Annotated in this window: 28 protein-coding genes; 12 read left to right on the top strand and 16 right to left on the bottom strand. The window is 69.5% G+C overall.

Going from position 1 to position 26715, the window contains the following annotated elements; translation table 11 throughout:
* Nucleotides 1-467 precede the first annotated feature (467 nt).
* Nucleotides 468-1598, top strand: coding sequence for a pyridoxal phosphate-dependent aminotransferase (locus GGR64_RS20220; protein WP_184648079.1), 1131 nt, complete (start codon nucleotides 468-470; stop codon nucleotides 1596-1598).
* A 333-nt stretch (nucleotides 1599-1931) separates the two neighbouring features.
* Here GGR64_RS20220 and zipA read toward each other — a convergent pair whose 3' ends face one another.
* The 7 genes from zipA to GGR64_RS20255 form a co-directional block, all read right to left on the bottom strand.
* Nucleotides 1932-2669 carry a cell division protein ZipA gene (zipA, locus tag GGR64_RS20225; RefSeq protein ID WP_184648081.1) on the bottom strand — a complete coding sequence of 246 codons (738 nt, stop codon included), beginning with the start codon at nucleotides 2667-2669 and terminating at the stop codon, nucleotides 1932-1934.
* Between the two features lie 114 nt (nucleotides 2670-2783).
* Complete coding sequence (gene smc, locus GGR64_RS20230; RefSeq protein WP_184648083.1) at nucleotides 2784-6287, bottom strand: chromosome segregation protein SMC; 3504 nt, start codon at nucleotides 6285-6287, stop codon at nucleotides 2784-2786.
* A 329-nt stretch (nucleotides 6288-6616) separates the two neighbouring features.
* Nucleotides 6617-7066, bottom strand: a complete 450-nt coding sequence (gene rplI, locus GGR64_RS20235) for a 50S ribosomal protein L9 (RefSeq protein ID WP_010342531.1) — start codon at nucleotides 7064-7066, stop codon at nucleotides 6617-6619.
* Nucleotides 7067-7261: 195 nt separating this feature from the next.
* Entirely contained in the window at nucleotides 7262-7492 is a 231-nt protein-coding gene (rpsR, locus tag GGR64_RS20240; protein ID WP_002804494.1) for a 30S ribosomal protein S18, read from the bottom strand.
* Nucleotides 7493-7503: 11 nt separating this feature from the next.
* Complete coding sequence (gene rpsF, locus GGR64_RS20245; protein WP_160960247.1) at nucleotides 7504-7938, bottom strand: 30S ribosomal protein S6; 435 nt, start codon at nucleotides 7936-7938, stop codon at nucleotides 7504-7506.
* Between the two features lie 313 nt (nucleotides 7939-8251).
* Nucleotides 8252-8797: a CbrC family protein gene (locus GGR64_RS20250; protein ID WP_184648085.1), complete on the bottom strand. Its 546-nt coding sequence runs from the start codon at nucleotides 8795-8797 to the stop codon at nucleotides 8252-8254.
* 65 nt (nucleotides 8798-8862) lie between these two features.
* Nucleotides 8863-9210 (bottom strand): iron-sulfur cluster assembly accessory protein, encoded by a 348-nt coding sequence (locus tag GGR64_RS20255; protein ID WP_160967868.1) that lies wholly within the window; start codon nucleotides 9208-9210, stop codon nucleotides 8863-8865.
* A gap of 137 nt (nucleotides 9211-9347) precedes the next feature.
* On the opposite strand from GGR64_RS20255, the gene asnS reads away from it, so the two are divergent.
* The 4 genes from asnS to GGR64_RS20275 are packed head-to-tail and all read left to right on the top strand — an operon-like array spanning nucleotide 9348 to nucleotide 12009.
* The gene (gene asnS / locus GGR64_RS20260; protein WP_184648087.1) at nucleotides 9348-10742 is read left to right on the top strand and encodes an asparagine--tRNA ligase; all 1395 of its coding nucleotides are present in this window, start codon (nucleotides 9348-9350) and stop codon (nucleotides 10740-10742) included.
* 22 nt (nucleotides 10743-10764) lie between these two features.
* Nucleotides 10765-11070 (top strand): hypothetical protein, encoded by a 306-nt coding sequence (locus GGR64_RS20265; RefSeq protein ID WP_017907180.1) that lies wholly within the window; start codon nucleotides 10765-10767, stop codon nucleotides 11068-11070.
* Nucleotides 11067-11381, top strand: coding sequence for a hypothetical protein (locus GGR64_RS20270; protein ID WP_184648089.1), 315 nt, complete (start codon nucleotides 11067-11069; stop codon nucleotides 11379-11381). The genes GGR64_RS20265 and GGR64_RS20270 overlap by 4 nt, the downstream gene beginning before the upstream one ends.
* Nucleotides 11382-11388: 7 nt before the next feature.
* The gene (locus tag GGR64_RS20275) at nucleotides 11389-12009 is read left to right on the top strand and encodes an FMN-binding negative transcriptional regulator (protein WP_184648091.1); all 621 of its coding nucleotides are present in this window, start codon (nucleotides 11389-11391) and stop codon (nucleotides 12007-12009) included.
* Nucleotides 12010-12169: 160 nt separating this feature from the next.
* On the opposite strand, the gene GGR64_RS20280 is transcribed toward GGR64_RS20275, so the two are convergent.
* The 9 genes from GGR64_RS20280 to GGR64_RS20320 form a co-directional block, all read right to left on the bottom strand.
* Nucleotides 12170-12880, bottom strand: coding sequence for a response regulator transcription factor (locus GGR64_RS20280; protein ID WP_160967876.1), 711 nt, complete (start codon nucleotides 12878-12880; stop codon nucleotides 12170-12172).
* Between the two features lie 322 nt (nucleotides 12881-13202).
* On the bottom strand, nucleotides 13203-14249 hold the full coding sequence (locus GGR64_RS20285) for a hypothetical protein (RefSeq protein ID WP_184447766.1): 1047 nt from the start codon (nucleotides 14247-14249) through the stop codon (nucleotides 13203-13205).
* A gap of 48 nt (nucleotides 14250-14297) precedes the next feature.
* Nucleotides 14298-15080: a hypothetical protein gene (locus GGR64_RS20290; RefSeq protein ID WP_184648093.1), complete on the bottom strand. Its 783-nt coding sequence runs from the start codon at nucleotides 15078-15080 to the stop codon at nucleotides 14298-14300.
* Between the two features lie 42 nt (nucleotides 15081-15122).
* Nucleotides 15123-15311, bottom strand: a complete 189-nt coding sequence (locus tag GGR64_RS20295; protein ID WP_160967882.1) for a hypothetical protein — start codon at nucleotides 15309-15311, stop codon at nucleotides 15123-15125.
* The gene (locus GGR64_RS20300) at nucleotides 15304-15762 is read right to left on the bottom strand and encodes a hypothetical protein (protein ID WP_184648095.1); all 459 of its coding nucleotides are present in this window, start codon (nucleotides 15760-15762) and stop codon (nucleotides 15304-15306) included. Before GGR64_RS20300 ends, GGR64_RS20295 begins: the two co-directional genes overlap by 8 nt.
* Complete coding sequence (locus tag GGR64_RS20305; protein WP_048492013.1) at nucleotides 15762-16022, bottom strand: hypothetical protein; 261 nt, start codon at nucleotides 16020-16022, stop codon at nucleotides 15762-15764. Before GGR64_RS20305 ends, GGR64_RS20300 begins: the two co-directional genes overlap by 1 nt.
* 46 nt (nucleotides 16023-16068) lie before the next feature.
* Complete coding sequence (locus GGR64_RS20310; protein ID WP_184648097.1) at nucleotides 16069-16698, bottom strand: DUF2589 domain-containing protein; 630 nt, start codon at nucleotides 16696-16698, stop codon at nucleotides 16069-16071.
* 12 nt (nucleotides 16699-16710) lie between these two features.
* Entirely contained in the window at nucleotides 16711-17289 is a 579-nt protein-coding gene (locus GGR64_RS20315) for a DUF2589 domain-containing protein (protein WP_173003349.1), read from the bottom strand.
* A gap of 70 nt (nucleotides 17290-17359) precedes the next feature.
* Entirely contained in the window at nucleotides 17360-17899 is a 540-nt protein-coding gene (locus GGR64_RS20320; RefSeq protein WP_184447762.1) for a glycosyl hydrolase 108 family protein, read from the bottom strand.
* Nucleotides 17900-18079: 180 nt separating this feature from the next.
* On the opposite strand from GGR64_RS20320, the gene can reads away from it, so the two are divergent.
* From can to GGR64_RS20355, 7 genes are all read left to right on the top strand, one after another.
* A complete protein-coding gene (gene can / locus GGR64_RS20325) occupies nucleotides 18080-18742 on the top strand; it encodes a carbonate dehydratase (RefSeq protein ID WP_160967890.1) in 663 nt (220 codons plus the stop codon).
* Nucleotides 18743-18781: 39 nt separating this feature from the next.
* Nucleotides 18782-19306, top strand: coding sequence for a 3-hydroxyanthranilate 3,4-dioxygenase (locus tag GGR64_RS20330; RefSeq protein ID WP_184447761.1), 525 nt, complete (start codon nucleotides 18782-18784; stop codon nucleotides 19304-19306).
* A gap of 31 nt (nucleotides 19307-19337) precedes the next feature.
* A complete protein-coding gene (locus tag GGR64_RS20335; protein ID WP_184648099.1) occupies nucleotides 19338-21479 on the top strand; it encodes an FUSC family protein in 2142 nt (713 codons plus the stop codon).
* Between the two features lie 120 nt (nucleotides 21480-21599).
* On the top strand, nucleotides 21600-22871 hold the full coding sequence (kynU, locus tag GGR64_RS20340; protein ID WP_184648101.1) for a kynureninase: 1272 nt from the start codon (nucleotides 21600-21602) through the stop codon (nucleotides 22869-22871).
* A gap of 46 nt (nucleotides 22872-22917) precedes the next feature.
* Entirely contained in the window at nucleotides 22918-24282 is a 1365-nt protein-coding gene (locus GGR64_RS20345; protein WP_160967897.1) for an NAD(P)/FAD-dependent oxidoreductase, read from the top strand.
* A 148-nt stretch (nucleotides 24283-24430) separates the two neighbouring features.
* On the top strand, nucleotides 24431-25870 hold the full coding sequence (gene sbcB / locus GGR64_RS20350) for an exodeoxyribonuclease I (RefSeq protein WP_184648103.1): 1440 nt from the start codon (nucleotides 24431-24433) through the stop codon (nucleotides 25868-25870).
* The gene (locus GGR64_RS20355; RefSeq protein ID WP_160960284.1) at nucleotides 25867-26553 is read left to right on the top strand and encodes a DUF2461 domain-containing protein; all 687 of its coding nucleotides are present in this window, start codon (nucleotides 25867-25869) and stop codon (nucleotides 26551-26553) included. Before sbcB ends, GGR64_RS20355 begins: the two co-directional genes overlap by 4 nt.
* Nucleotides 26554-26715 lie beyond the last annotated feature (162 nt).

The following is a 26715-nucleotide window of genomic DNA, read 5'->3' on the forward strand; positions in this document are numbered from 1 at the left end:
GAAGGGAGAAGGGAGAAGCCGAAGCCCCTTTCCCTTCGGAAGAGGGGTTGGGCTGAAGGTACGGAGCAACGCAGTACCCGCACCGATCTGGCAACGCGAAGCTTCGCCCGCACCCTCATCCGCCCCTTCGGGGCACCTTCTCCCGACGGGAGAAGGGAGAGGCCAAAGCCCCTCTCCCCCCGGGAGAGGGGTTGGGGTGAGGGTACGGAGCGCGCAGCGCCCGCACCGATCTGGCAACGCGAGGCTTCGCCCGGACCCTCATCCGCCCCTTCGGGGCACCTTCTCCCGACGGGAGAAGGAAACGCGCTGCCGATCAGCGTTAGTGCCCCGCTTTTACCAATCCCCAATTCCCAATCCCTAATCCCGACCTCAAGCCATCCCAAATCCCGAATCCCCACCCCTCACTCCCTTGCCCCACCATTAACATCTCGTTAACGTGACCTCCCCCGCCCGCTCTGGAGAGCCACGTGTCGCTACCGGTCTCGCGCCGTTCCTTCCTGTCTCTGGCCACCTCCGGCCTGGCGCTCGGCGCCGTTGGTTTGGCGCCCGTCGCGGAGGCGGCACGGCGCAAGGCAGCCGCCGCCGCAGCCGCGACACCGGGTGTGGCACCGGCGGCCGGCACCGTGTACCTGAACTTCAACGAATGCCCGCTGGGTCCTGCGCCTGCGGCGCTGGCGGCGGCGCAGGCGATCCTGCCGCGTAGCGGCCGCTACCTGTTCGAGCTGTCGGACGCACTGATCGCCGCCTTCGTCGGCGAGCAGCGCCTGCCGGCCGACCACGTGGCCGTCTATCCCGGCTCCAGCGAGCCGCTGGCCCGCGCCGCGCGCGCCTTCACTTCATCGCGCGCCGGTGTGGTGGTGGCCGATCCAACGTTCGAAGCGGTGGCCGATGTCGCCGCCGCGCATGGCGCACCGGTGCGGCGGGTGCCGTTGCGCGCCGACGGTGCGCACGACGTCAAGGCCATGGCCAGCGCCGATCCGAACGCCGGCCTGATCTACCTGTGCAATCCCAACAACCCGACCGGTTCGATCACCAAGCGCGCCGACATCGAATGGCTGCTGGCCAACAAGCCCGCCTCCAGCGTGCTGCTGGTCGACGAGGCCTACCTGCATTACAGCGACGAGCCGTCGGTGATCGATCTGATCGGCCAGCGCCAGGACCTGCTGGTGCTGCGCACCTTCTCCAAGCTGTACGGCATGGCCGGGCTGCGACTGGGCCTGGCGGTGGCCGCGCCGGGGCTGCAGACCAAGCTGGCCGCGTTCGGCCAGAATCCGGTGTCGGTGCCCGCCCTCGCCGCCGGTATCGCCAGCCTGCAGGACCTGCAACTGGTGCCCACGCGCCGCGCCGAGAACGCGCGCATCCGCGACGCCACCATCGCCTGGCTGCAGAGCAAGGGCTACAAGTGCCTGCCGTCGCAGGCCAACTGCTTCATGGTCGACGTCAAGCGCGACGGCGCCGCCTTTGCCGCGGCGATGGCCAAGCAAGGCGTGATCGTCGGCCGCAGCTGGCCGATCTGGCCGAAGCTGGTGCGCGTCACCGTGGGCAGCGAAGCGGAGATGCTGCGGTTTCGGGATGCGTTTGTTAAGGCGCGCAAGTAGCGCGCCTGGGATTGGGGATTCGGGATTGGGGATTCGCTTAAGGGCTGGGATTCGGGAATGGGGATTGGAAATTAGCGAGAGCCAAGACCACGTGTTTCTGGCGTCGGCGGCGGCCGTACCCTCATCCGCCCCTTCGGGGCACCTTCTCCCGAAGGGAGAAGGGAAGAGCGCGCCGGGCGATCAGCACTCGGGACCCGCTTTGCGAACCCCCAATCCCAACTCCCCAATCCCAGCCCTTAAGCGAATCCCCAATCCCAACTCCCCAATCCCAGCCCTTAAGCGAATCCCCAATCCCAACTCCCCAATCCCTGCGCCGCGCCAACGGCGCGGCGCTCACCAGCGCGGGGCCTTCGTCAACGGCGGCGCCTGGTGCTGGCGGTCGTAGGCGCGCAGGTCGTCGCGGATGTGGGCGATGCGCTGGCGGCCCAGGGCGTTGCGGCTGTCGTCCAGGACCACGCCATCGAGCAACTCGCCCATGCGCTGCACGGTCGGCAGCATCTTCTCCCAGGCGTCGAGGGCGGTCAGCGGCGCCGGCAGGGTCAGGAAGAAGGCGATCGCCGGGGTCTCCATCTCGCGGATGTGCGCCATGTCGAAGCTGCCCGGCTTCATGATGCTCGCCATGCTGAAGATCGGGCCGCGCTCGGGATGCCCTTCCACCAGGCGGTGGAACACGTTCATGTGACCGAAGGTCAGGCCGGTCTTCTCCGCGGCCACCACGATGTCTTCGCCGCGCAATACCTGCCCGGCACGGGCGGCGACGTACAGCGAGACGATCTTGTCGAAATCCTGGCTCGGCCGCTTGCCGAGGTCGGCGCCGGGCGACTCCGCCGCGGGCAGGCCCAGGTCGGGTTGGCGCGCTTCGCCGTCCGCACCATCCGCGGTCAGCGTTTCATCGCCGACAGCCGGGGCGGCGTCGCCCAGCGAGGGTTCGCGGCGCGGCGCGGCCGGATCGGCCGACTCCACGCGCCGGCCCTGGCTCGGTTTCTTCGGGCGGCCGAACAGGAAGATCGCCGCAATCAACAGCAAGCCGGCGGCGAGGATGCCGATGCGTAGCATTGCCATGTCGGACATTCAGGGGTTACTCCGGCAAGGGTACACAGGGGGAAAATAACTGCTTGGTGCGCACGACGTCTGCCAGTACAGGGACAACGCCTCGACGCGCATCACGTCCTTTAGCATGTCACGTCAGGCCGCGCCCGCCAAACGCGCGGCCTCCTCGAGGTCCACGCTGACCAGGCGGCTGACGCCGGGCTCGCGCATGGTGACGCCGCTGAGCTGATGCGCCGCCTCCATCGTCGCCTTGTTGTGGCTGACGAACAGGAACTGCACCTTCTCGCTCATTTCCTTGACCATCGCCGCCAGGCGGCCGACGTTGGCTTCGTCCAGCGGCGCGTCCACCTCGTCGAGCAGACAGAACGGCGCAGGGTTGAGCTGGAAGATCGCGAACACCAGCGCCACCGCGGTCATCGCCTTCTCGCCGCCGGACAGCAGCGAGATGCTGGACACGCGCTTGCCCGGGGGGCGCGCCATGATCGCCACGCCGGTGTCCAGCAGATCCTCGCCGGTCAGCTCGAGGTAGGCATGGCCGCCGCCGAACAGGCGCGGATACAGCGCCTGCACGCCGGAATTGACCCGGTCGAAGGTGTCCTTGAAGCGGCCGCGGGTCTCGCGATCGATCTTGCGGATGGCGTCCTCCAGGGTTTCCAGCGCGGTGTTCAGGTCGACGTCCTGCGCTTCCAGGTACTCGGCGCGCTGCGCGGCCTCGCCGTACTCGCTGATCGCCGCCAGGTTGACCGGTTCCAGCCGGCGCATGCGTCCATCGATCTGCTGCACCGCCTGCTCCCACTCGGCCGGGTCGGCCTGCTCGGGCAGGCCATTGATGACGTCCTCGAGCACGAAGCCGGCCTTGACCACCGCCGCCGACAGCTGCTCGGCGCTGAGCACCAGCGCCTGCTGGTCGAGCCGGCGCTGGGCGATGCGCTCGCGCTGCGCCAGCGCCTGTTCGTCGCGCTGCTGGCGGGTCTGCTCCAGCGCGCGCAGTTCGTTGTCGATGCCGTCGAGCAGCGCGCGCGCCTCGCCGAGCGCGCGATCGGTGCGCACGCGCTCGCTCAGCGCGGCCTGGTGCTCGGCCTCCAGGGCCAGCACCGGCGAATCGCCCTCGTTCAACTGCGCGCTGAGTTCGCCCAGGCGCGCGTCCAGTTGCCCGCGCTGGTTGCCCATGCGCTCCAGCGCCTGGCTCAGCGAGGCGATCTGGGTGCGCTGCGACTCCAGGGTCAGGGCCAGCGCGTGCGAGGCCTCGCGCACCCGCCGCGCGGCGTCGCGGGCCAGGTCGCGCGCCTCGGTGAGCTGACGGCGCTCGCTTTCCAGCGCATGCCGCACCGACTCCAGGTCGCCCATGCTGGTGACCGCGTCCTCCAGCTTGGAGCGCGCCTCGCGCGCTTGCTCGCGGCTGCTGTCCAGGGTTTCCAGCAGCTGCGCGACCTCCAGCTCGATACGCTCGATGCGGGTGCGCGCGGCGTCGACCTTGCCTTGCTGGCTCTGCAACTGCCCGGCCAGTTCGGAGGCGCTGCGGTGCGCCTGGTACAGCTGGCGCTGCGCGTCCTCGCGCTGCTGCTCGCCGGCCAGCAGTTGCGCGCGCAGCTCGCCCAGGCGGTGTTCGAGGTCGGCCTCGCGCTCCTGCAGCGTCTCGATCTGGCCACGCAGGCTCTGGATCTCGCGCTCGCGCAGCAGCGCGCCCTGCTTGGCCGCGCCGGAGCGCGACACCCGCAGCCAGCCCTGACCCAGGCGCGCACCGTCGCGGGTGACGATGGAATCGCCCTCGCCCAGCTGCGGCAGCAACGCCCGCGCCGCGCTCAAATCCTCGGCGGCATGCAGCCGCGCCAGCAGCCGGCGGATCGCGATCGGCCCCTGCACCTTGGCCGCGAGCGAGGTCGGCGCGAAGGTCTCGGCCGCCTCGGCGCCGCTGACCAGGGCGATGCGGCCTTCGCCGAGTTCGCCCAGGGCGTCGACCAGGGTTTCCGGCGCCTCCACCAGCACGCCTTCGATCAACTGCCCGAGCGCGCCTTCGACCGCATTCTCCCAGCCGCTCTCCACGCTGAGCCGCTCGCCGACGCGCGCCGCCGAATCCAGCCCGCGCGCCTGCAGCCAGGCCACCGCCGCGCCCTGCTCCTGGCCGAGCGCGGCCTGCTGCAGGGTTTCCAGCGACGACAGCCGGCCGCGCGCGGACTGCGCCTGCTTGCGCACGTCGGCCAGCTCGGCCTGGGCGGTGCGCTGCTGGTCCTGCAGCGCCGCCACGGCCTGCTTGCGCGCCTCGACCTGCTCGTTCAGGCCATCCAGCGCGGCGCGCTGGGTCTCGTGCTGCAGTTCCAGCTGCGCGAACGCCTCGGCCAGCGCGTCCAGGTCCAGCCCGGCGCGCTCGGCCAGCAGCGCCTCGCGGCGGCGCTCGGCCTCCAGCGACTGCCGGTCCAGGTAATCGACGCGGGTGCGCTCCACCTCGCCGGCGCGCGAGGCTTCGGCGGTGTTGCGCTGATGCGATTCCCAGCGCTGCTGCCAGTCGGCCAGGCGCGCCTCGGCCTCGCGCAGCGCTTCCTGCTTGTATTCGTTGTCTTCCTGCAGCTGCTCCAGCTGCGGGCCGGCCACGTCGACCGATTCGCGCAACAGCGCCAGCTTGGCCTCGTCGGTGCCGATGTGCTGGCCGAGCTCGGCGAGCGCCAGTTGCGCCTCGTCGCGCGCCTTGTGCAGACGCTGCGACAGGTCGCGCTGGTGCTGGATCTGCTGTTCGATCCGGGCCAGGGTGCTGCCGACCCTGTAGACCTCGGCCTGCGCGGTGCTCAGCGCCTCGGCGGCTTCCTCGCGGCGCACGCGGCCGGTCTCGATGCGCGCCTCGGCATCGCGCTGCTCGGCGATCAGTTGCTGCAGGCGGGTCTCTTCCTGGCCCAGCGCCTCGCGCAGGCCCTGCAGGCGCCCGTCCAGGCCGCGGTATTCCAGCGCCTTCCACTGCGCGTCCTTGATCCGCCGTTCTTCCTGCAGCGCCTGGTACTGCTCGGCCTGGCGCGCCTGGCGCTTGAGGTGCTCGAGCTGCTTGCCGATCTCCTCGCGCAGGTCGCCCAGCCGCTCCAGGTTCTCGCGGGTGTGGCGGATGCGGGTCTCGGTCTCCTTGCGCCGCTCCTTGTACTTGGAGATGCCGGCGGCCTCCTCCAGGTACACGCGCAGGTCCTCCGGGCGCGCCTCGATGATCTGGCTGATCATGCCCTGCTCGATGATCGAGTAGCTGCGCGGGCCCAGGCCCGTGCCCAGGAACAGGTCGGTGATGTCGCGGCGCCGGCACTTGGTGCCGTTGAGGTAGTAGCTGCTGCTGCCGTCGCGGCTGACCTGGCGCTTGACCGAGATCTCGTTGAACGAGGCGTACTCGCCGGAGATGGTGTGGTCGGAGTTGTCGAAGATCAGCTCCACCGTGGCCTGCGACACCGGCTTGCGCGCCGAGGAACCGGAGAAGATCACGTCTGTCAGCGAATCGCCGCGCAGGCGGCTGGCCGAACTTTCGCCCATCACCCAGCGCACCGCGTCGATGATGTTCGACTTGCCGCAGCCGTTCGGACCGACGATGCCGGTCATGTTGGTCGGCAGGTGCAGCGTGGTCGGATCGACGAAGGACTTGAAGCCGGACAGCTTGATGGTCGACAGGCGCATGGTGCGGGCAATCCATGGCAGGCGCCGCCGGCATTCCGAGCTGCGCTGCCGCTAATGAAGATCCAGGTGAGGTCCTGCTTCCAACCCATTGATGCGGCTACACCACCGGGTCGACATCGGACACGAGTCGCTGAGTATAGCGGCCCCTGCGCGGCACCGGGGCGGCCTGCGCCGGGTGGCGCCGATGCGACGGCGATCGCACCTGCAGGCGACCGGTACCCGCCAGCCGTGCCAGCCAGGGCCACACGACCCGCCGACGGCGGCGCAGGTCGGCACAAACGACACGGGCACCTTGCGGTGCCCGTGTCGGTACAGCGATGACGACGCGATCAGGCGTCGGCTTCGACCACGACCTTGACCGTGGTTTCCACGTCGGCGTGCAGGCGCACCAGCACCTCGTACTCGCCGATGTTGCGGAACGCGCCTTCGCCCAGCACCACTTCGCCCTTCTCCAGCGGCATGCCGGCGGCGGTGAAGGCCTCGGCGATGTCGCGCGGGCCGACCGAGCCGTACAGCTTGCCTTCGGTGGACGCGTTGGCCTTGACGGTCACGCTGGCGCCTTCCAGCTTGGCGGCACGGGCTTCGGCGTCGTCGTGGATCGACTTGGCCTTGGCTTCGTACTCGGCGCGCTTGGCTTCGAACTCGGCGATGTTGGCGGCGGTGGCCGGCACGGCCTTGCCCTGCGGCACCAGGTAGTTGCGGCCGTAGCCCGGCTTGACGTCGACCTTGTCGCCGAGGCCGCCCAGGTTGGTCACTTTCTGCAGAAGAATCAGTTGCATGGTCTTGCTCCGTTATTCGTTAGCGTCGGCACGCGGCCGCCGCAACGGGTGCTGTCCGAATAGGATGAAGCCGGGATTGGGGATTCGGGAATCGGGATTTGCACCCGATCGGCACCGCACTCTTCGATCGCCAGACTTCGGTTGAATGCCCGCACCGGAAGGTGCGGGCCGTGTTGCGTTCCGGGAGACCCGGAATCAAACGTCGTGGTTGTCCGTGTACGGGATCAGCGCCAGGAAACGCGCGCGCTTGACCGCCGTGGCCAGCTGACGCTGGTACTTGGACTTGGTGCCGGTCACGCGGCTCGGCACGATCTTGCCGTTCTCGGTGAGGTACTGGCGCAGGGTGTTGAGATCCTTGTAGTCGATCTCTTTGACGCCCTCGGCGGTGAACTTGCAGAACTTGCGACGACGGAAGAACTTGGACATGAGCGTGCTCCTTAGGCGGCTTCGGCGGCGTCGCCGTCGGTTTCGGTGGCGGCGGCGGGCGCATCGCCCTCTTCGTCGTCGCGACGACGGCGCTCACCGCGCTCGGGCTTGTCGGCCTTCTCGTCCTTGCTCTTCATGATCAGCGACTGCTCGGTGTCGGGACCGTCGCGCTTGATCACCAGGTGGCGCAGCACCGCGTCGTTGAAGCGGAAGCTCTCGACCAGCTCGCTCAGCACGGCCTGGTCCACTTCGATGTTCAGCATGACGTAGTGGGCCTTCACCAGGTTCTGGATCGGGTACGCCAGCTGGCGGCGGCCCCAGTCTTCCAGACGGTGGATGGTGCCCTTGCCGTTCTCGACCAGCGACTTGTAGCGCTCGATCATGGCCGGGACCTGCTCGCTCTGATCCGGGTGGACCAGGAACACGATTTCGTAATGACGACTCATGGTGTTTACCTTTCGGATGTGGCCTTGCGGCCGGACAGCCCCCCGCGGTGGTGACGGCGGTGGGGCAAGGACTCCCGCCGGGAAGGCAGGAAGCCGCACATTATGGCGTAGAAGTGCCGCCACGGACAAGCTGTCGAAGCGGAGGCTGAATGAATGTCCTGGCTTAACGAAGCCGGGACCCGGGGCCCGGGACCCGGAAAGCAAGGCCGCCCGGCCTCTCGTGGCGAGATGTCTCAACCCACCTGCGCGAAGAAGGGATCCAGACCGCTCTTCCGGGTCCCCGGTCCCGGGCCCCGGGTCCCGGCCTTCGAACTCACCCCATATCGACATGCAGGCGATGCTGGCCGCACTGCAGGCAACGGAACAGGCAGCCGACCAGCGTGCCGTCGCGCGACAGCCGCGCCAGCAGCCAGTCCGCATCGCGCGGGGTGGCCTCGACGATGTCGGGCATGACCTCGTCCAGGATCGGCGCGAGGTCATCGCCCCCGGCGTAGCCAAGGAAGGCGCAGGGCTGGTCGCAATGGCTCAGCCACACCGGCTGCTGCCAGGCCGAATACCCCGGCGTGCGCGTGCAGATCGCCTGCAGCAGCGCGGCATCGATGGCCGGCGGCGCGTCGTCCGGGTCGGGCGAGACGCCCTCGATCTCCACCCAGTCGTTGAACTCGCCCTCGAAGCGGGCCGCGGCGCGACCGTCGGCGATGCACCAGGGACACAGGAACTCCGGACCGTCGCCGGCACAGTAGAACGGCCCCTGGTAGCGCCACGCGCGGGTTTCGCCGCAGCAATCGCAGACCCCGTCTTCCTGCGCGAAGCACAGCGCGTAGGCGTTGGGATGATGGAGGAACTGAGGCAGTTGCATGCGAACCGATACCGCCCTGCCCTACGTCCTCCGCGGAGGAGGCCGCTTGGCCGGCGCGGCAACGCTCAGGGCGCGTCGGCGTGCGCGGCGTCGGTGGTGAAGCTCTCGCCGCAGCCGCATTCGGCGGTGGCATTCGGGTTGCGGAACACGAAGGTCTCGCCAAGGCCCTGCTTGCCGAAGTCGATCTCGGTGCCGTCCACCAGCGGCAGGCTGGTGGCATCGACGTAGATGCGCACGCCATCCTGCTCGAACACCGCGTCGTCCGGACGTGCCTCGCGCGCCAGGTCGGTGACATGGCCCCAGCCGGAACAGCCGGTGCGCTCGACGCCGAAGCGCAATCCCAGCGCGCCAGGCGTCTGCGCGACGAAGCGCTGCACGCGGGCATGGGCGACGGGGGTGAGATGGACGGCCATGGCGACGACTCCGGACAACTGCGAGCGGACATTATAGGGAGGACGGCGGCCGATCGCCGCCACGCCTCGCAAGCGCTGCGCTCCAGCCAGTACACTTGCCCCTTCCATATCGAGTCGCTGCGGCGAGGATTCAAGTCATGACGGTGGTGAGCGTTGCACATGCGCTGGCCGGGAAGATCCCGGAAGGCGGCGAAGTCACGGTGCGGGGATGGGTGCGCACGCTGCGCGGATCTGCCGGACTGGCTTTCATCAATGTGAGCGACGGCTCCTGCTTCGCCCCGATCCAGGTGGTGGCGACCGATGCACTGCCCAACTTCGACGAGGTCAAGCGGCTCACCGGCAGCTGCTCGCTGATCGCCAAGGGCGTGCTGGTGAAGTCGCAGGGCAAGGGCCAGTCGTTCGAGATCCAGGCCAGTTCCGTCGAAGTGGTCGGCTGGGTCGAGGACCCGCTGACCTACCCGATCCAGCCCAAGCCGATGTCTCCGGAGTTCCTGCGCGAGGTCGCGCACCTGCGCCCGCGCACCAACCTGTTCGGCGCGGTGACGCGCATCCGCAACTGCCTGGCGCAGGCGGTGCACCGCTACTTCCACCTCAACGGCTACAACTGGATCAGCACGCCGATCATCACCACCTCCGACGCCGAAGGCGCCGGCCAGATGTTCCGCGTTTCCACGCTGGACATGGCCAACCTGCCGCGCGACGCGCAGGGCCAGGTCGACTTCGGCCGCGACTTCTTCGGCAAGGAGACCTTCCTGACCGTATCCGGCCAGCTCAACGTCGAGGCCTACTGCCTGGCGCTGAGCAAGGTCTACACCTTCGGCCCCACCTTCCGCGCCGAGAACAGTCACACCACTCGCCACCTGGCCGAGTTCTGGATGATCGAGCCGGAGATCGCCTTCGCCGACCTGGCCGAGGACGCGCGGGTCGCCGAGGACTTCCTGAAGTACCTGTTCCGTGCAGTGCTGGAAGAGCGTGCCGACGACCTGGCGTTCATCGCCGAGCGTGTCGACAAGACCGCGATCAGCAAGCTGGAGACCTTCATCAACTCGCCGTTCGAGCGCATCGAGTACGGCGACGCGATCGGCCTGCTGCAGAAGTCCGGGCAGAAGTTCGAGTTCCCGGTGGAATGGGGCCTGGACCTGCAGACCGAACACGAGCGCTGGCTGACCGAGCAGCACGTCGGGCGCCCGGTGGTGGTGACCAACTACCCCGAGCACATCAAGGCCTTCTACATGCGCCTGAACGACGACGGCAAGACCGTGGCGGCGATGGACGTGCTGGCCCCCGGCATCGGCGAGATCATCGGCGGCAGCCAGCGCGAGGAACGCCTGGACGTGCTCGACGCGCGCATGCAGCAGTTCGGCCTGGATCCGCAGCACTACGGCTGGTACCGCGACTTCCGCCGCTACGGCACGGTGCCGCACGCCGGCTTCGGCCTGGGCTTCGAGCGCCTGGTGGTGTACGTATGCGGGCTGAGCAACATCCGCGACGCCATCCCCTACCCGCGCGCGCCGGGCAGCGCCGAGTTCTGAGCCGGCCAGGGGAGCGCGCGCCATGATCCTGTTCTTCGCGCTGTGCTTCGTCGGCGTGGCGATCGCCGGGGCCAGCGCGTTCCTGATCTTCTGGCCGCTGACCCTGGTGCACATCCGCGACCGCCATCCGCCGCTGGTGGCGGCGTTCGGGCCGGGCGCCTTCCTCAAGCCGGTCGCGCTCGGCTGGCTGCTGGCGCGGCGCTACCGTCCGCTCGGCGACCGCGGGCTCTCCGGGCTGGCGACGCCGGCCTGGCTGTCGCTGATGACCATCTTCTTCGGCCTGGGCATGGCCGCCCTGCTCTGGCTGCTTTCCCTGGTGATTCCATGACTTCAGATTCTCCCTCCCACGATCAGTGGTACCTGGCCAGTCTCGGCCGCCTGCTGGTGTGGGCGCGCCTGCGCGTGCGCGACGCCGGCACCGCCGAGGTGCTGGACAGCGACGGCAATACGCTCAGCTACGACAGCGAGGACACCGCCCGCGCGGCGCTGTTCGACGCCGAGTTCGTCGCTTTCGATGGTCTCGACGAAGACGATGCGCGGGCGCGCGGCTTCTCGTTGGGCGAGGTGTCGCCGCCGCAGGCCGACGACGAAGCCGACCTGCGCGGACGCATGACCCAGAGCCTGGGCGCGCGCGCCTGACCTGGCGATGCACGTTCCGCCCTCCTTCGCCGAACACGACCTGGGCGCGCTGGACGCGCTGATCGCGCACCACCCGTTCGCCACCCTGGTCACCGTCGCCGACGGCCTGCCCTGCGCCACACCGTTGCCGGTGCTGTACCGGCGCGACGGCGCGCGCATCCTGGTCGAAGGCCATTGGTCGCGGGCCAACCCGCAGGCCCGGCACGCCGGGCCGGCCTTGCTGATCGTGCACGGCCCGCATGCCTACGTCTCGCCGGGCTGGTATCCGGACAAGGACGCGATGGCGCGGGTGCCGACCTGGAACTACGCCACGGCGCACCTGCATGGTCACCTGCAGCCCAGCGACGACGAGGCGATGCTGGCCGACGTGGTGGCGCGGCTGAGCGAACGCCACGAGCGCGCGTTGGGCAGCGACTGGCGCTACGAGCCGGACAACGACGCGCACCGGCGCCAGTTGCGCGGCATCGTCGGCTTCCGCCTGGAGGTCGAGCGGGTCGAACTGAAGTTCAAGCTCAGCCAGAACCATCCGCCGGCGAACCAGGCCGCGGTGCGCGAGGCGTTGCAGGCCCAGGCCGACGCCGGCGCGCAAGGCATTGCGGCACTGATGCGCGCTCGACGCCAGGACTGAACGCGCGGCCGCGATCCAGCGTGGCGAACACGACCGAACGCAGAGCGGTCAGGCCGGGCCGATGGCGCGCAGCAGCGACCGCAACGCATGCGTGATGCATGAAGACCGCAAGCGCCGGGCGCGCCGCCTGGCGGCTGCACCGCCATGACGCGCGCGCCACTCAGCCGCAACGGCTGGCCGGTCCTTGGCGGTCGCGATCGGCGCGGTGCGCGCTGGCGCGGCCGCCGTCCAGCGGCGACAGGCCTTCGCGGATCGCGTACCGGGTCAATTGCGCGATGCTCTGCATGCCCAGCTTGAGCATGATGTGTTCGCGATGGGTGCCGATGGTCTTGACGCTGATGTGCAGGCGTGCAGCGATCTCCTTGGTCGACAATCCCTCGGACAGCAGCTGCACGATCTCGCGTTCGCGCGAGGTCAGCAGCGTATAGGCGGAAACCGCGTCACCGGGCGGGCAGCGATACTCGCTGACCAGCGACTGCGACAGCTGCGGGCTGATGTACAGCTGATCGTTGCCGACCTGCTGGATCGCGCGCAGCAATTCGTGGAAGGTGCTGTTGCGCGCCAGGTAGCCCTTGGCGCCGGCGTCGATGGCCGCGCGTACGTTGACTGCGGCATCGGAGGCGGCAATGCAGATGGCCTTGCTGCGCGGGCTGCGCTGCAGTAGCCGACGGGTGGCCTCGATGCCGTTGAGTCCCGGCAGCATCACATCCATCAGCACGACGTCCGGCTGCTGCCGGGTCACCAGTTGCACGCACTCCAGTCCGTCGACCGCGTGGCCGACCACGTCGATGTCCGGCGTATTGTCCAACAGGGCCACCATGCCCTCCAGCACGATGCTGCGTTCGGCGGCAATCACGATACGTGTGTTCATTCTCTACCTGTGTTGGTAATGGAACTCCCAACGCGCGACCGCGCGGCAACCCGCGTCCGCTGCAGTGCGACGCGCCCCTTTTTTCAACCGATGCGACAGCGCGGAACCTGCGCTTGCGTTACGTCCTCAGCTTGTCACGCTGGGCCATGGCGGCCATCGGCTTCAGGCTGATATGGATGGCGGCGACGGCTGAACTTGTGCGGATTGCCGCATTAGTCTCGGTTTGTAGACAGAATCCCGTGCTAGGGCGCACACGCTGTGACGCAGAACGAAGTCCTGCGCCGACGAACGATGGTGGGACGCCGGCGATACGCCGGCATGCTCATTCCGCAGCAGCGGTTGGCGGCGGTGGTGGTGGCGGCAACCGGGCGGCCTCCACCTGCAGCATGGCGCGGGCGAACTCGGCGAGCCGCTGCTGGATCGCGGCCGGCGGCGTGCCGACCTCGATCGACTGCTGCAAGGCCATCAACTGCGCGGCCAGCTCGCCCTGCCAGCGCATGCGCTCGGTGTCGTTGCTGGCGCGCTGCACTTCCAGCGACGCCTGCGCCTGCGCGGAGGTGTCGCCGCGCACGAGCGTTTCCATGGCGTCGACCAGGCGCTGCAGCAGGCGATACACCGCGGTGGCGGAAAAGCCGCCGAGCATCGCCAGGGTCGGCTTGCCGAAGCTGCGCATGCCACCGCTTTCGAACAGGTCCGGCGGCAGCACCTCGACCAGGATCAGGCCGGCGATCAGGCCCAGGATCATGCGTGCGCCGTAGGAGGCGTCGTACTTGGGGTCGTAGCTGGCGTCGGCGACGTAGCGGTGCACCTGGAACAACGAGGAGAACGAGGCGCCCAGGCCGGCGCAGAACAGCAGGAACAGCGCGTTCCACAGCAGCACGCTGCCCGAGGAATCCAGGAATCCCAGGCGCACGTTGTCCGCGCTGACCTTGCTGGACAGGGCCGACGCCACCACCGCGAACAGGAACAACAGCGAGGTGGCGGTCAGCGCGCGCACCAGCGGCAGCGGACCGAGCAAGGTCGCCCAGTGCGGACGGCGCCGCTCGGCGTCGAGCAGGAATACCGCCTGCGGGGTCGCCGGGCGGATCAGTTGCGCCAACCGCCGATGGGTCACCGCCAGTTCGTGCGCGCGCTGCTCGATGTCGCCCGCCTCGCCGTCCGACGAAGCGGCGCATAACAGCATGGACAGCCGCGCAATCAGCTCCGGCGGCACCGCCATGCCATGCTCCAGCGCGTAGCGGGCCATCGCTTCGCACTCCGCACGCAACTGCGGCAGGATGCCCGGCGGCGGCAGGCGCGGCACGGCGTTGCGTGCCGCGCGCAGCCGACGCCACAGGGCGCCGGCCAGCGTCTTGATCCAGACGTTCATCGCAACACTCCTGGACGGAAGCGGTGGCCGGCGCCTGCGTGCGGCGGATTACGGGTTGGCGGGCGCACGCTCCAGCAATGCGTTTTCCCGTCGCGTCCCGGCGCGGTCCACGGTCTGCAGTTCGAGCTTGCCGTCCGGCCTCGCGCGCAGCGTCAGCTGGCCGTCGCCCAGGCGCGCGCAGGTGCCCTGATCGTTCATGTCCAGCGCGTACAGCGCTGCTCCCTCGCGCGTGTCGAGGTAGCGTCCCTGCACCCTGCACTCGCGCGGCGCGCCGTAGCGCAACTGTACCGTGGCGTTGCCCGGCGCCTGCGGCGTCGCGGCGACGCTCAGCTGCACGGTAACTGCCCCATTACCGTAATCGGGACGAATCAACCCGCGCCATGCGCCCTGCAGCGGGCTGGGCTGGCCCGGATCGGTATGCAGCACGACCGGCAGGTCCGTGCCGCCGACATTGAGCCGCAGGTCGTCGCCGCTGCGTTGCACGCGCAGCGGCTTGCCCATCAGCTTGTCGCAGTAGGCGCCGCCATTGATCGACTCCAGCGCGAAGCTGCCGTCCGCTTGCGGCTTGACCAGCAGCGCGCAGTTCAGCGGCGAGCCGAACATCAACCGGACCTTGCCGTCCCGCTGGACCAGGCGCACCGAGGCCAGCCGCTGCGCGTCAGTCGCCAGGGTGCCGTTCCATTCGCCGGGCGGCAGCGCCTCGGCACTGGCCGCTGCGACCGGCGCGGCAGGCGCAGACGCCTGCGGCGCGGCAACGACGGCGGACGGCAGGGCCAGGCACAGCCCCAGCCAGAGCGGGAAACGCGCAACACCACGCGAACGGATACGCATGCGACTCTCCTGTTGGATATGAAGGAAAAACGAAGGGCGCGGTCAGGACAGACCGAACCGGATCAGCGCCAGGACGGCCGCCACGAGAAACAGTACGGCAAGCAGCCACAGCGCCCGGCGTCGACGCCGGCGCAGCCGCTGCGCGCGGGCCAGCGAGCGCAGGTCGATGTGCAGTTCTCGGCACCACAGGTCGGTGTCGTGCCGGGACAGGATGAAGCCGTGTCTACGCATGTGCGCTCTCCTGGGCGGGATCGTGCGGGGCGGGCGCGTCGGACAGGTGCCACAGCTTCAGCCGCTGACCGTCGAACAGCACCTCGCCGATCGGGGTGTGGGTGCCGCGGAACACGACCTGCAAGCGGTGGCCGGGCCGGCGCGGCCGGCGCGGCTGCACCTGCAGCAGCAGACGCGGCGCCTCGTCCGGCACGTCCACCACGTCCAGTTCGACGTCGAAGGCCAGGGCCAACTCGCCGATCTGCGGCAACTGCCAGGCGCGCAGTTCCCACAACGGGATCTGCAGCGACGGCGGCTCGGCCGCGTCCGTTTCCACCTGCAGCGTCTCGCCTGCGCCGAAGCAGGCGCGCAATGCCTGTGCGTGACGCGCGCGGCAGCGCCGCTGCGCATCCAGTAAGGCCGCCGACAGCCCCTGCAGGAACAGGTCGAACTCGCAGCGCAGCCTGGCCATCAGTCGTCCTTCAACCAGCCGGGCTTGCGCGGAAAGCCCACGTGGTAGCACAGCCACTGCATCACCACCTGGTGCTCGCCGATCTGCAGCACGGCGAAATTCTTCTCGGTGCCGATGATCGCGCCCTTCGGCGAATCGCTCAGGCAGCGGTTGAGCAAGGCCCGCGCCGCCTCGATCTGCTCGGGCGACTGCATCTGCGTCGGGTTGTCGCTACCGACCACGACCCGCTTGACGAACTTGACTTCAGTAAGGTCGAACATCGTTGACGAGTCCCCCGACGAGATGGTTCAACAGGCCGCTATGGACTTAGGCGGCGACCGGCACCGGCGCGCCAACCTTGCGCGGCGCCACCGAGCTCTGCAGGATGTCCATCACCCGCGCCAGCCCTTCCGGCATGCCCTTGTCGGCGGCGTGCACGGCGACGTGGTACTTGGCCGAGTTGTCGGAGCTACGCGTGTTTTCCTTGTGCGTGGCGACCGAACCCTGGATGTGCACCTTGGCCTTGAACATGCCCCAGCCGAATTCCATGTCCGCCGACAGCGACGCCGAGGCATCGGTGGAGGACTTCTCGGAGAAGGACGACTTCACTTCCATGTCGAAGGTGATGTCCACGGTCTGGATGCTCAGGCTGGGGACGTTGACGATGGCCAGCAGCGGCACTTCCAGTTCGACCTCTTCCTCGGCGATGCCGCCGGCGGTGGTCGGATCGTCGACCGGCCGCTTGAAGCGGAAGCTGGCGGTGCGGGTGGCGCCGGTCGCCTGCGGATCGTTGCTGCCCGCATCCGGCGGCAGGAAGCCGATGACGCGGATGAAATCGGCGGTGGCGCGGGCCAGCTTGACCTGCGCGTCGCAGGCCGCATCCAGCGGGCCGCCGATCAGGTCGCCCATCGGCAGACCCTTGAATTGACTTGACATGTTGACGAGTTCGTCAGCCATTGCAGTGACTCCTTAGTTGGTGGGATTGGTTACATCGTCCGTGCCCGCGACGTCCGGCTTGTCGGCCATGACCGTCTTGAACACGCCCTGCGTCTGCGCCAGATGGTTGAGCAATCTGGCCGCTCCGTCAGTCGGTTCGGTCCCCTCCACACGCAACACGACGTGGACGGCACTCTGGCGCTGGCTCCGCGCGCTGGCGCTGGTATCCACGCGCACGCTGGAACGGGTGGCGGTGCGCTTGGCCTGCCAGGCACCGCGCGGGCCGGGCGACTCCGGCGCGAAGAAGCCGTCGGCGGATTGCAGGCCGCCGAGGTCGCCGAGCTGCGCATCGAAGCTGATCTCCACGTCCTTGATCCGCAGCACGTTGGTCGAGACCAGCGGCAGCAGCGGCGCGCGGTAGTAGTCCTCGTCGCCTTCGGCGGCCTGCGGGTGCTGCGACGGCAGGCGGATGATCACGCTCTTGGGCCGGTGGAACTCGTCGAAGTAGTCGCCGAGGTTGGCCATCTGGTGCTGCTCGATGCGGTCCTGCGCCTCGATCACGGCGCCGGCCAGCGCTTCGATCAGGTCGTTCAATGCGGTCGGTCCAGCCATGGTCGCTCCTGGGGAAAGAAGGCTGCCGTCGGCGACGGCGGCGGATCGGCGTCGTGCGCCGTGTGCGCGCTCAGCTCAGGTCGGGGAAGGAATCGGTGCGCGCCAGCCAGCCCTTGAGAAACTTGGCCAGCGGCGGCCTGGCCGCGACCAGCCGTTGGTAGTAGTCGCGCCGGCCCTGCTTGTAGCGTGCGTACAGATCGCGCTGGTCGGCCGCCAGCAGCGCCGCCAGGGTGGCCGGGCCCAACTTGCCGTCCTCCGGCAGCTTCAGCGTCGGAGTCTGCGCATTGAGCACGCGCTGCAGCAGCTTGATGGCGTTGTTGCCGGCATTGACCTGGAAGTCGAACAGGATGTTGGCCAACGGCTGCAGCGCGATCTCGTCACCGTGCACCGCATTCCAGTAGCAGGTCTTGTAGATCACCCCGGCCTGCGCGTCGGTGAGCGCGCGCAGGTTGTCCAGGGTCGGTTCCAGTTGCAGCAGGCTCTTGGCGTACACGCGGAAGGTCGCCAGGGTGATGCCCTTGTTGGTGGCGCCGCCCGGGTCCACCGGATCGTTGACGAAACCGCCCTCGTGCTTGAGCAGGGTCGGAAAGAATGCGTTGAAGTCGGCCATGGGATCCTCCGCTGATGCCCGGTGTGGGCGTGGAGGAAGTCTGCGCAGCGGGCCGCGCCAACGGGATCGGCAAAAGCCCGATCCGGCGACGCCTGCGCACTGAGGCGCCGCGGCCCTCATGCGCGTCGGCGTATGCGCCAGCTGCGCGCCGGACCCAGGCTTCTGGAATAATGCGACGCTATGAGCAAAATCGCGCAACTCCTGGACAACAACCGCTCCTGGTCCGAACGCATCAACCGCGAGGATCCGGAGTTCTTCAGCCGCCTGTCCAAGCAGCAGACCCCGGAGTACCTGTGGATCGGCTGTTCCGACTCGCGGGTGCCGGCGAACCAGATCATCGACATGGCGCCGGGCGAGGTGTTCGTCCACCGCAACATCGCCAACGTGGTGGTGCATACCGACCTCAACTGCCTGTCGGTGATCCAGTTCGCGGTCGAGGTGCTGAAGGTGCGGCACATCCTGGTGGTCGGCCACTACGGTTGCGGCGGCGTGCATGCCGGCCTGACCCGCGCGCGGCTGGGCCTGGTCGACAACTGGATCCGCCACGTCACCGACGTGGCCGAGAAGCACGAGCACTGCCTGCAGCAGGCCGGCGCGCTCAACGTGCAGCACGCGCGGCTGTGCGAACTCAACGTGCTCGAGCAGGTGGTCAACGTCAGCCGCACCTCGATCGTGCTCGACGCCTGGGCGCGCGGCCAGGAACTGACCGTACACGGCTGGGTCTACAGCCTGCGCGACGGCCGCGTGCACGACCTGGGCATGGAACTCGGTCGCATCGACGACCTGGTGCCGCGCTACGATGCCGCCCTGGCGCGCATCAGCCAGGACCGCGAGGACCGCTGAGCGGCGCGCGCCGTTCCGTCATCGCCCGCGAGGATCCCCATGCTCCCTGCCCCGTTGAACCTGCACGCCTGGATCGACGCCCACCGGCACCTGCTGAAGCCGCCGGTCGGCAACAAGTGCATGCATGCCGGCGACTTCATCGTGATGGTGGTCGGCGGGCCGAACGCGCGCAGCGACTACCACTACGACGAAGGCCCGGAGTGGTTCTACCAGCTCGAAGGCGAGATGGTGCTGAAGATCCAGGAGGACGGCGCGGTGCGCGAGATCCCGATCCGCGCCGGCGAGACCTTCCTGCTGCCGCCGAAGGTGCCGCACTCCCCGCAACGCGGACCGGAGTCGGTGGGCCTGGTGATCGAGCGGCGACGCCTGCCGCACGAACAGGACGGCCTGCTCTGGTACTGCGAGCGCTGCAACCACCTGCTGTACGAAGCCTACTTCCCGCTGCAGAACATCGAGACCGACTTCCCGCCGGTGTTCGCGCGCTTCTACGCGTCCGAATCGCTGCGCACCTGCGCCGCCTGCGGCCACGTGCATCCGCTGCCGGCCGCTGCCGCCGCGCCGTGACCGCCCTGCGCCCGCGCCGTTCCCCATCGCGATGCTGCGCGGCCTGATCGCGCTCAAGCCGCGCGACGTGCCGGTGCGCGTGGCCCTGCGCAACACCGCGGCGGTGGTCGCGCCGCTGGCGCTGGGCGTGGCCGCCGGCCATGCCGAACTGGGCCTGGCGGTGTCCACCGGCGCGCTCAACACCATGTTCTCCGACCAGCCCGGCCCGTACCGGGCGCGGATGCAGCGCATGCTGATGGCCGCGCTGGCGGCGGGCGTCGCCGCGTTGCTGGGCATGCTGATCGGCGCGCACACGGTGGCGCTGGCGCTGTGCGCGCTGCTGCTCGGCCTGGGCGGCGGCCTGCTGGTGGCGCTGGGTCCGGTGGCGGCGCGGGTCGGGCTGACCAGCATGATCCTGCTGGTGGTCAGCGCCGACGTAGGACTGCCGCCTGCGCAGAGCGTGGGCGTGGCCGCGCTGATCTTCGCCGGCGGCGTGCTGCAGATGCTGATGGCGCTGGCGGCCTGGCCGCTGCAGCGCTACCGCCCGGAGCGCTTCGCCCTGGCCGACCTGATGCGGCAACTGGCCGGCCTCGCCCGCCAGCGGCCGAGCGCGACCGCGGCGCCGCCGGCCACCGAAGCGGTGCTCGAGGCAATGGTGATGCTGCACGGCGAACACCGTTCGCGCGGGCGTGCGGTGCAGGCGTTCCGGGTCATCGCCGAGTTGTGCGAACGCGCGCGGCTGGAGCTGCTGACCCTGGCCGATCTGCACGGGCGCCTGGACGCAGCGTCGCCCGCGCGGCTGCCGATCGAACGCGTGCTCGAACGCAGCGCGGTGGTGCTGGACCAGCTGGCGCATGCGCTGGACAGCGCCGAAGACCCCGACGCCGCCAACGACTCGATGACCGGCTTCGACGATCTGGTCGAGGCCCTGGCGCAGGTGCAGGCGCAGACCGAGGACACCCGCGAACGGCGCCTGCTGCGCATCGCCGTGGCCCGCGCGCAGGGCCTGGGCGGCCAGCTGCGCGCGCTGGTGCGCAATGGCCGCTGGGCCAGCAGCCGCGGCGAGATCCAGGCCGAACTGGCCGAAGCGCGGCTGCCGCCGGCGCTGCGCCCGCTGGCGCCGCTGCAGACCCTGCGGGCGAACCTGAACCTGTCGTCGGTGGCGTTCCGCCACGCGCTGCGCTGTGGGGTATGCCTGGCGCTGGCGGTGCTGTTCGCCCGCTGGCAGGCGATCCCGCACGGCTACTGGATCCCGATGACCACCGCGATCGTGCTCAAGCCGGATTTCGGCGGCACCCTCAGCTTCGGCGCGCTGCGCGTGGCCGGCACCTTCGCCGGGCTGCTGCTGGCCACGGTGCTGGCGCATTTCGTGATGGACGGGGCGGTGGTGCGGCTGCTGTTGCTGACGGTGTTCTGCCTGGGCTTCCGCCTGCTCACCCAGGTCAACTACGGGCTCGGCGTGACCTGCCTGACCGGCATGCTGGTGCTGTTGCTGTCGTTCGAAGGCATGGCGCCGGGCGAGGCGATCGGCGAGCGCATCCAGGCCACCGTGCTCGGCAGCGCGCTGGCGCTGGCGGCCTACGCGCTGTGGCCGACCTGGGAACGCAAGCACATCCGCGCCATCCTGGCGCAGTTGCTGCTCGCCTACCGCGACCATCTCGACGCGGTGCTGGAGGGGCGCCTGCAGGCGCTGCCGGACACCCGCGCGGCCTCGCGCACCGCCCGCACCAATGCCCAGGCCTCGATCGAACGCCTGCGCGGCGAGCCACGGCGCAAACGCAACCTGCGCGAACTGACCCTGGCCGAATCCGTGCTGGCCAACGGCAACCGGCTGATCCGCGCCTCGTTGGCGCTGGAGGCGGTGCTGCGCGATGCGCCGCCGTTGCCGCCGCTGCCGGAACTGCCGCAGTTCCGGCAGCAGGCGCACGCCGCACTGACCGAACTGGCCGAGAGCCTGCGCACCGGCACGGCGCCGCCGCAGGCCAGCCTGCGCACGGATGAGCGGCGCCTGGCCGAGGCGCTGGCTGCGCAGCAGGACGGCAGCGACGGCGGCGCCCTGGCCGCGCTGGCCGACACCAGCGACCGCGTCGCCGACAGCATCGGCACCCTCACCCACCTGGTTCGCGGTGCGCTGCTGCCGGCCGCGGCGGCATCGAAGGATCCGCCGCCGGTGGGCGCGCAGCGCAGCGGATGAACGCGCAGCCGCGTCGCGCCGGCCACGCAGGCGGCGCCGGAGAGGCCGGCCCGGCGTCGCCCCGCGCCACGTCGCCCCACACGCCCTAAACTCTCGCCCTGCTTCCAGGAACCCAAGCCGATGAACGAGATCCTGTCCCGCCAGCACGCCATCGCCCTCGACGCCGCCGATCCGCTGCGGGCCCTGCGCCAGGAGTTCCTGTTCCCGCAGCACCAGGGCGCCGACCAGGCCTATTTCGTCGGCAACTCGCTGGGCCTGCAGCCGCGCGGCGCGCGCGCCGCGGTGCAGGAGGTGCTGGACAAGTGGTCGTCGCTGGCGGTGGAAGGCCATTTCAACGGCGACACCCAGTGGATGACCTACCACGAACTGCTGGCTGCGCCGCTGGCACGGCTGGTCGGCGCGCATCCGCACGAAGTGGTGGCGATGAACACGCTGACGGTGAACCTGCACCTGCTCATGGTCAGCTTCTACCGGCCCACCCGCGAGCGCCCGGCGATCCTGATCGAGGCCGGCGCGTTCCCCTCCGACCAGCACGCGGTGGCCTCGCAGATCCGCTTCCACGGCTTCGACCCGGCCACCGACCTGATCGAAGTGCAGCCCGACGGCGCCGACGGCACCGTGTCGCTGGCGGCGATCGAGCGCGCCATCGGCGAGCATGGCCCGCGCCTGGCGCTGGTGCTGTGGCCGGGCGTGCAGTACCGCACCGGCCAGGCGTTCGACCTGGCTGCGGTGGCGCAGCTGGCGCGTGCGGCCGGCGCCGCGGTCGGTTTCGACCTGGCCCATGCCATCGGCAACGTGCCGCTGCACCTGCACGATGCCGCCCCGGACTTCGCGGTGTGGTGCCACTACAAATACCTCAACGCCGGCCCCGGCGCGGTCGCCGGCGCCTTCGTGCACGAGCGCCACGGCCACGGCGACACCCCGCGCTTCGCCGGCTGGTGGGGCCACGACAAGCGCACCCGCTTCCGCATGGCGCCCGAGTTCGTCGCCGCGCCCGGCGCCGACGGCTGGCAGCTGAGCAATCCGCCGATCCTGAGCATGGCGCCGCTGCGCGCCTCGCTGGACCTGTTCGAGCGCGCCGGGCTGGACGCGCTGCGGCAGAAGTCGCAGCAGCTCACCGGCTACCTGGAGACGCTGATCCGCGCCCGCCTGGCCGACACCCTGCAGATCATCACCCCGTCCGACCCGGCACAGCGCGGCTGCCAGCTGTCGCTGCGCGTGGCCGGCGGCCGCGAGCGCGGCCGTGCCCTGTTCGAGTACCTGCAATCGGTCGGCGTGCTCGGCGACTGGCGCGAACCGGACGTGATCCGGATCAGCCCGGTGCCGTTGTACAACCGCTACCGCGACGTCTACCGCTTCGTCGAGGAAGTGGAAACCTGGGCCGGCGTCTGAGCCGCCTTTTTCGCGCGGCGGCCTGCCGCGCTTTCCGGACACCGCATTGAACGCATCCCCCCGCAGCATCACCCTGATCGGCGCCGGCCTGGCCGGCTCCCTGCTCGCCATCCTGCTCTCGCGCCAGGGCTGGCAGGTCACCGTCTACGAACGCCGCGGCGACCCGCGCGTGCACGATTACGAGCGCGGCCGCTCGATCAACCTGGCCCTGGCCGAACGCGGCCTGCACGTGCTGCGCCAGGCCGGCGCCGATGCCGCGGTGATGGCCAAGGCGGTGATGATGCGCGGGCGCATGGTGCATTTCGCCGACGGCCAGCAGCAATTGCAGCGCTACGGCCGCGACGACAGCGAAGTGATCTGGTCGGTGCACCGCAACGATCTCAACATCACCCTGCTGCAACTGGCCGAACAGGCCGGCGCGCGCATCCACTTCTACCGGCGCCTGCACACGGTGGATTTCGATGCCGGCTATGCGCGCTTCATCGACGACCGCGACGACCAGCCGCACGACATCCGCTTCGACAGCATGATCGGCGCCGACGGCGCCGGCTCGGCGCTGCGCGCAGCGATGCAGCGCAAGGCGCCGATGGCCGAGCACATCGAGTTCCTCGATCATTCCTACAAGGAACTGGAGATCCCGCCCAGCGCCAGCGGCGGCTTCCGCATCGAACCCAACGCGCTGCACATCTGGCCGCGCGGGCATTACATGTGCATCGCCCTGCCCAACGATGAAGGCACCTTCACCGTCACCCTGTTCCTGCCCAACAAGGGCGAGCCGAGCTTCGCCACGGTGCGCAGCGGCGAGGAGGCGCTGGCGCTGTTCGCGCGCGATTTCGCCGACGCACTGCCGCTGATGCCGCAACTGGCCGAGCACTGGGAACAGCATCCGCCGGGCCTGCTCGGCACGCTGCGCCTGGAGCGCTGGCACCTGGACGGCCGCGCGGTGCTGCTGGGCGACGCCGCGCACGCGATGGTGCCGTTCCACGGGCAAGGCATGAACTGCGCGTTCGAGGATTGCGCGGCGCTGGCCGCGCACCTGCAGCGCGAGCCGGACCTGGCGCGCGCCTACGCCGCCTTCGAAGCCGAGCGCAAGCCCAACGCCGGCGCGATCCAACAGATGGCGCTGGAGAACTACGTGGAAATGCGCGACCGCGTCGGCGACGCGGGCTTCCTGCTGCAGCGCGAACTCGGCCAGGCCCTGCAGGCACGGCATCCCACCCGCTTCGTGCCGCACTACACCATGGTCACCTTCCTGCGCACGCCGTACGCGCAGGCGCTGGAACGCAGCGAGGTGCAGCGCGACATCCTGGTCCAGGCCACGCAGGGCCACAGCGATCTGTCGCGGATCGACTGGAACCGGCTGGAGCGCATCGTGCACGCGCGGCTGGCACCGCTGGAGGGGGCGCATTGAACCGGCGTACCCTATCCGGACGCTCTGTCTTCCCTAGGAGCGCCGCGGCGGACATTCCCGGTAACGCCCGTCGCGGCTGAAGCCGCTCCTACACAAGCACTGCCGCGCTCCGCGCCTCGCCTGCCTTGCCCGGACCATTCGACTCTTCATGCCAGACAGCTTCCTCTTCTACGACCTGGAAACCTTCGGCGCCGATCCACGGCGCACGCGCATCGCGCAGTTCGCCGCGGTGCGCACCGATGCCGAACTCAACGTGATCGAGGAGCCGATCAGTTTCTTCGTCAAGCCGGCCGACGACCTGCTGCCCTCGCCGGTCGCCACCCTGATCACCGGCATCACCCCGCAGCAGGCTTTGCGCGAGGGCGTCAGCGAAGCCGAGGCGTTCGCACGCATCGCCGAGCAGATGGCACGGCCGCAGACCTGCACGCTGGGCTACAACTCGCTGCGCTTCGACGACGAGTTCGTGCGCCACGGCCTGTTCCGCAATTTCCACGATCCCTACGAACGCGAGTGGCGCAACGGCAACTCGCGCTGGGACCTGCTGGACATGCTGCGGCTGATGCACGCGCTGCGCCCGGAGGGCATCGTCTGGCCGCAGCGCGAGGACGGCGCCACCTCGTTCAAGCTGGAGCAACTGGCACTGGCCAATGGCGTGCGCGACGGCGATGCGCACGAGGCGCTGTCCGACGTGTACGCCACCATCGGCATGGCCCAACACTTCCGCCGCAGCCAGCCGCGGCTGTGGGAGTACGCGCTGAAGCTGCGCGACAAGCGCTTCTGCGGCGGCCTGCTCGATGCGGTGGCGATGCAGCCGGTGCTGCACGTGTCGATGCGCTATCCGGCCGCGCGCCTGTGCGCGGCGCCGGTGCTGCCGCTGGCGCGGCATCCGCGCATCGACAGCCGCGTTCTGGTGTTCGACCTGGAAGGCGACATCGAGCCGCTGCTGCGCTATTCGCCGGAACAGATCGCCGACCGCCTGTACACCCCGCAGGCCGATCTGCCCGAAGGTGAACAGCGCATCCCGCTCAAGGAAGTGCACCTGAACAAGGCGCCGGCGCTGGTCGCCTGGGCGCACCTGCGCGAGGCGGATTTCGCCCGGCTGCGACTGGACCCGGCGCACCTCCTGGCCAAGGCCGCGCGCCTGCGCGAGGCCGGCCCGGCGCTGGCGGAGAAGGTGCGGCGCGTGTTCGCCAACGAGCGCGCCGCGGTGCCGGCCGATGTCGACGCCTCGCTGTACGACGGTTTCCTGGCCGATGGCGACAAGCGCGCGATGGCACAGGTCCGCGCCACCCCGCCGGCGCAGCTGGCCGCACTGGAAGGCCAGTTCCGCGATCCGCGCCTGCCCGAACTGCTGTTCCGCTACCGCGCGCGCAACTGGCCGGAAAGCCTGTCCATCGTCGAGCAGGCGCGCTGGGACGACTACCGGCGGCAGCGCCTGCAGCAGGACAGCGGCCTGTCCGAACTGAGCTTCGACGGCTTCTACGCGGAGCTGGCCGGTTTACGCCTGGCTCACCCGCAGGATGCTACCAAGCAAGCCCTGCTCGACCAGTTGGCCGCCTGGGGCCACGACCTGCAACGCAGCCTATGACCAGCTATTTCAGCGACGCCAGCTTCAAGTTCCTGCGTGCCCTGGCGCGGCACAACGACAAGGCCTGGTTCAACGACAACCGGCACAAGTACGAAGAACACGTGCGCCAGCCGTTCCTGCGCCTGATCACCGACCTGCAGCCGGACCTGGCCCAGGTCAGCGAGCACTTCCGCGCCGATCCGCGCGGGGTCGGCGGTTCGCTGTTCCGCATCCATCGCGACGCGCGCTTCTCCCACGACAAGTCGCCATACAAGACCTGGCAGGGCGCGCGCCTGTTCCATGAGCGGCGCAAGCAGGTGCCGGCGCCCTCGTTCTACATCCACCTGCAGCCGGGCGAGAGCTTCGTCGGCGCGGGACTGTGGCATCCGGAGCCGGACACGCAGCGCAAGGTGCGCCAGTTCATCTTCGACAATCCCGGCAGCTGGAAGGCCGCCGCGCATGCGCCGGCGCTGCGCCGCCGCTTCGATTTCGAGGAAAGCGAGATGCTGGTGCGGCCGCCGCGCGGTTTCCCGGCCGACTTCGACTACATCGACGACCTCAAGCACAAGAACTGGGTGTTCTGGCGCCAGCTCGACGACGCGACCATGACCGGCCCGCGGCTGCGTACGCAGATCGCCGCCGACCTGCAGACGCTGGGCCCGTTCGTGGACTATCTGTGCGCGGCGCTGGATCTGGAATTCTAGAGAGGCAACGCTCCCTGCAGGAGCGGCTTCAGCCGCGACAGGCATTACTGGTCACGCGTCGCGGCGTAAGCCGCTCCTTGTATCTGGACCTGGCGCCCTTAAACAGGCGTCATGTCTTCCGACTGATCATCGGAGGAGGTGTGGGAAGTCCAGTCGCTCCTG

Origin of the sequence: Xanthomonas sp. 3307 (genome assembly GCF_014199735.1) — a bacterium.
GTDB lineage: Bacteria > Pseudomonadota > Gammaproteobacteria > Xanthomonadales > Xanthomonadaceae > Xanthomonas_A > Xanthomonas_A rydalmerensis.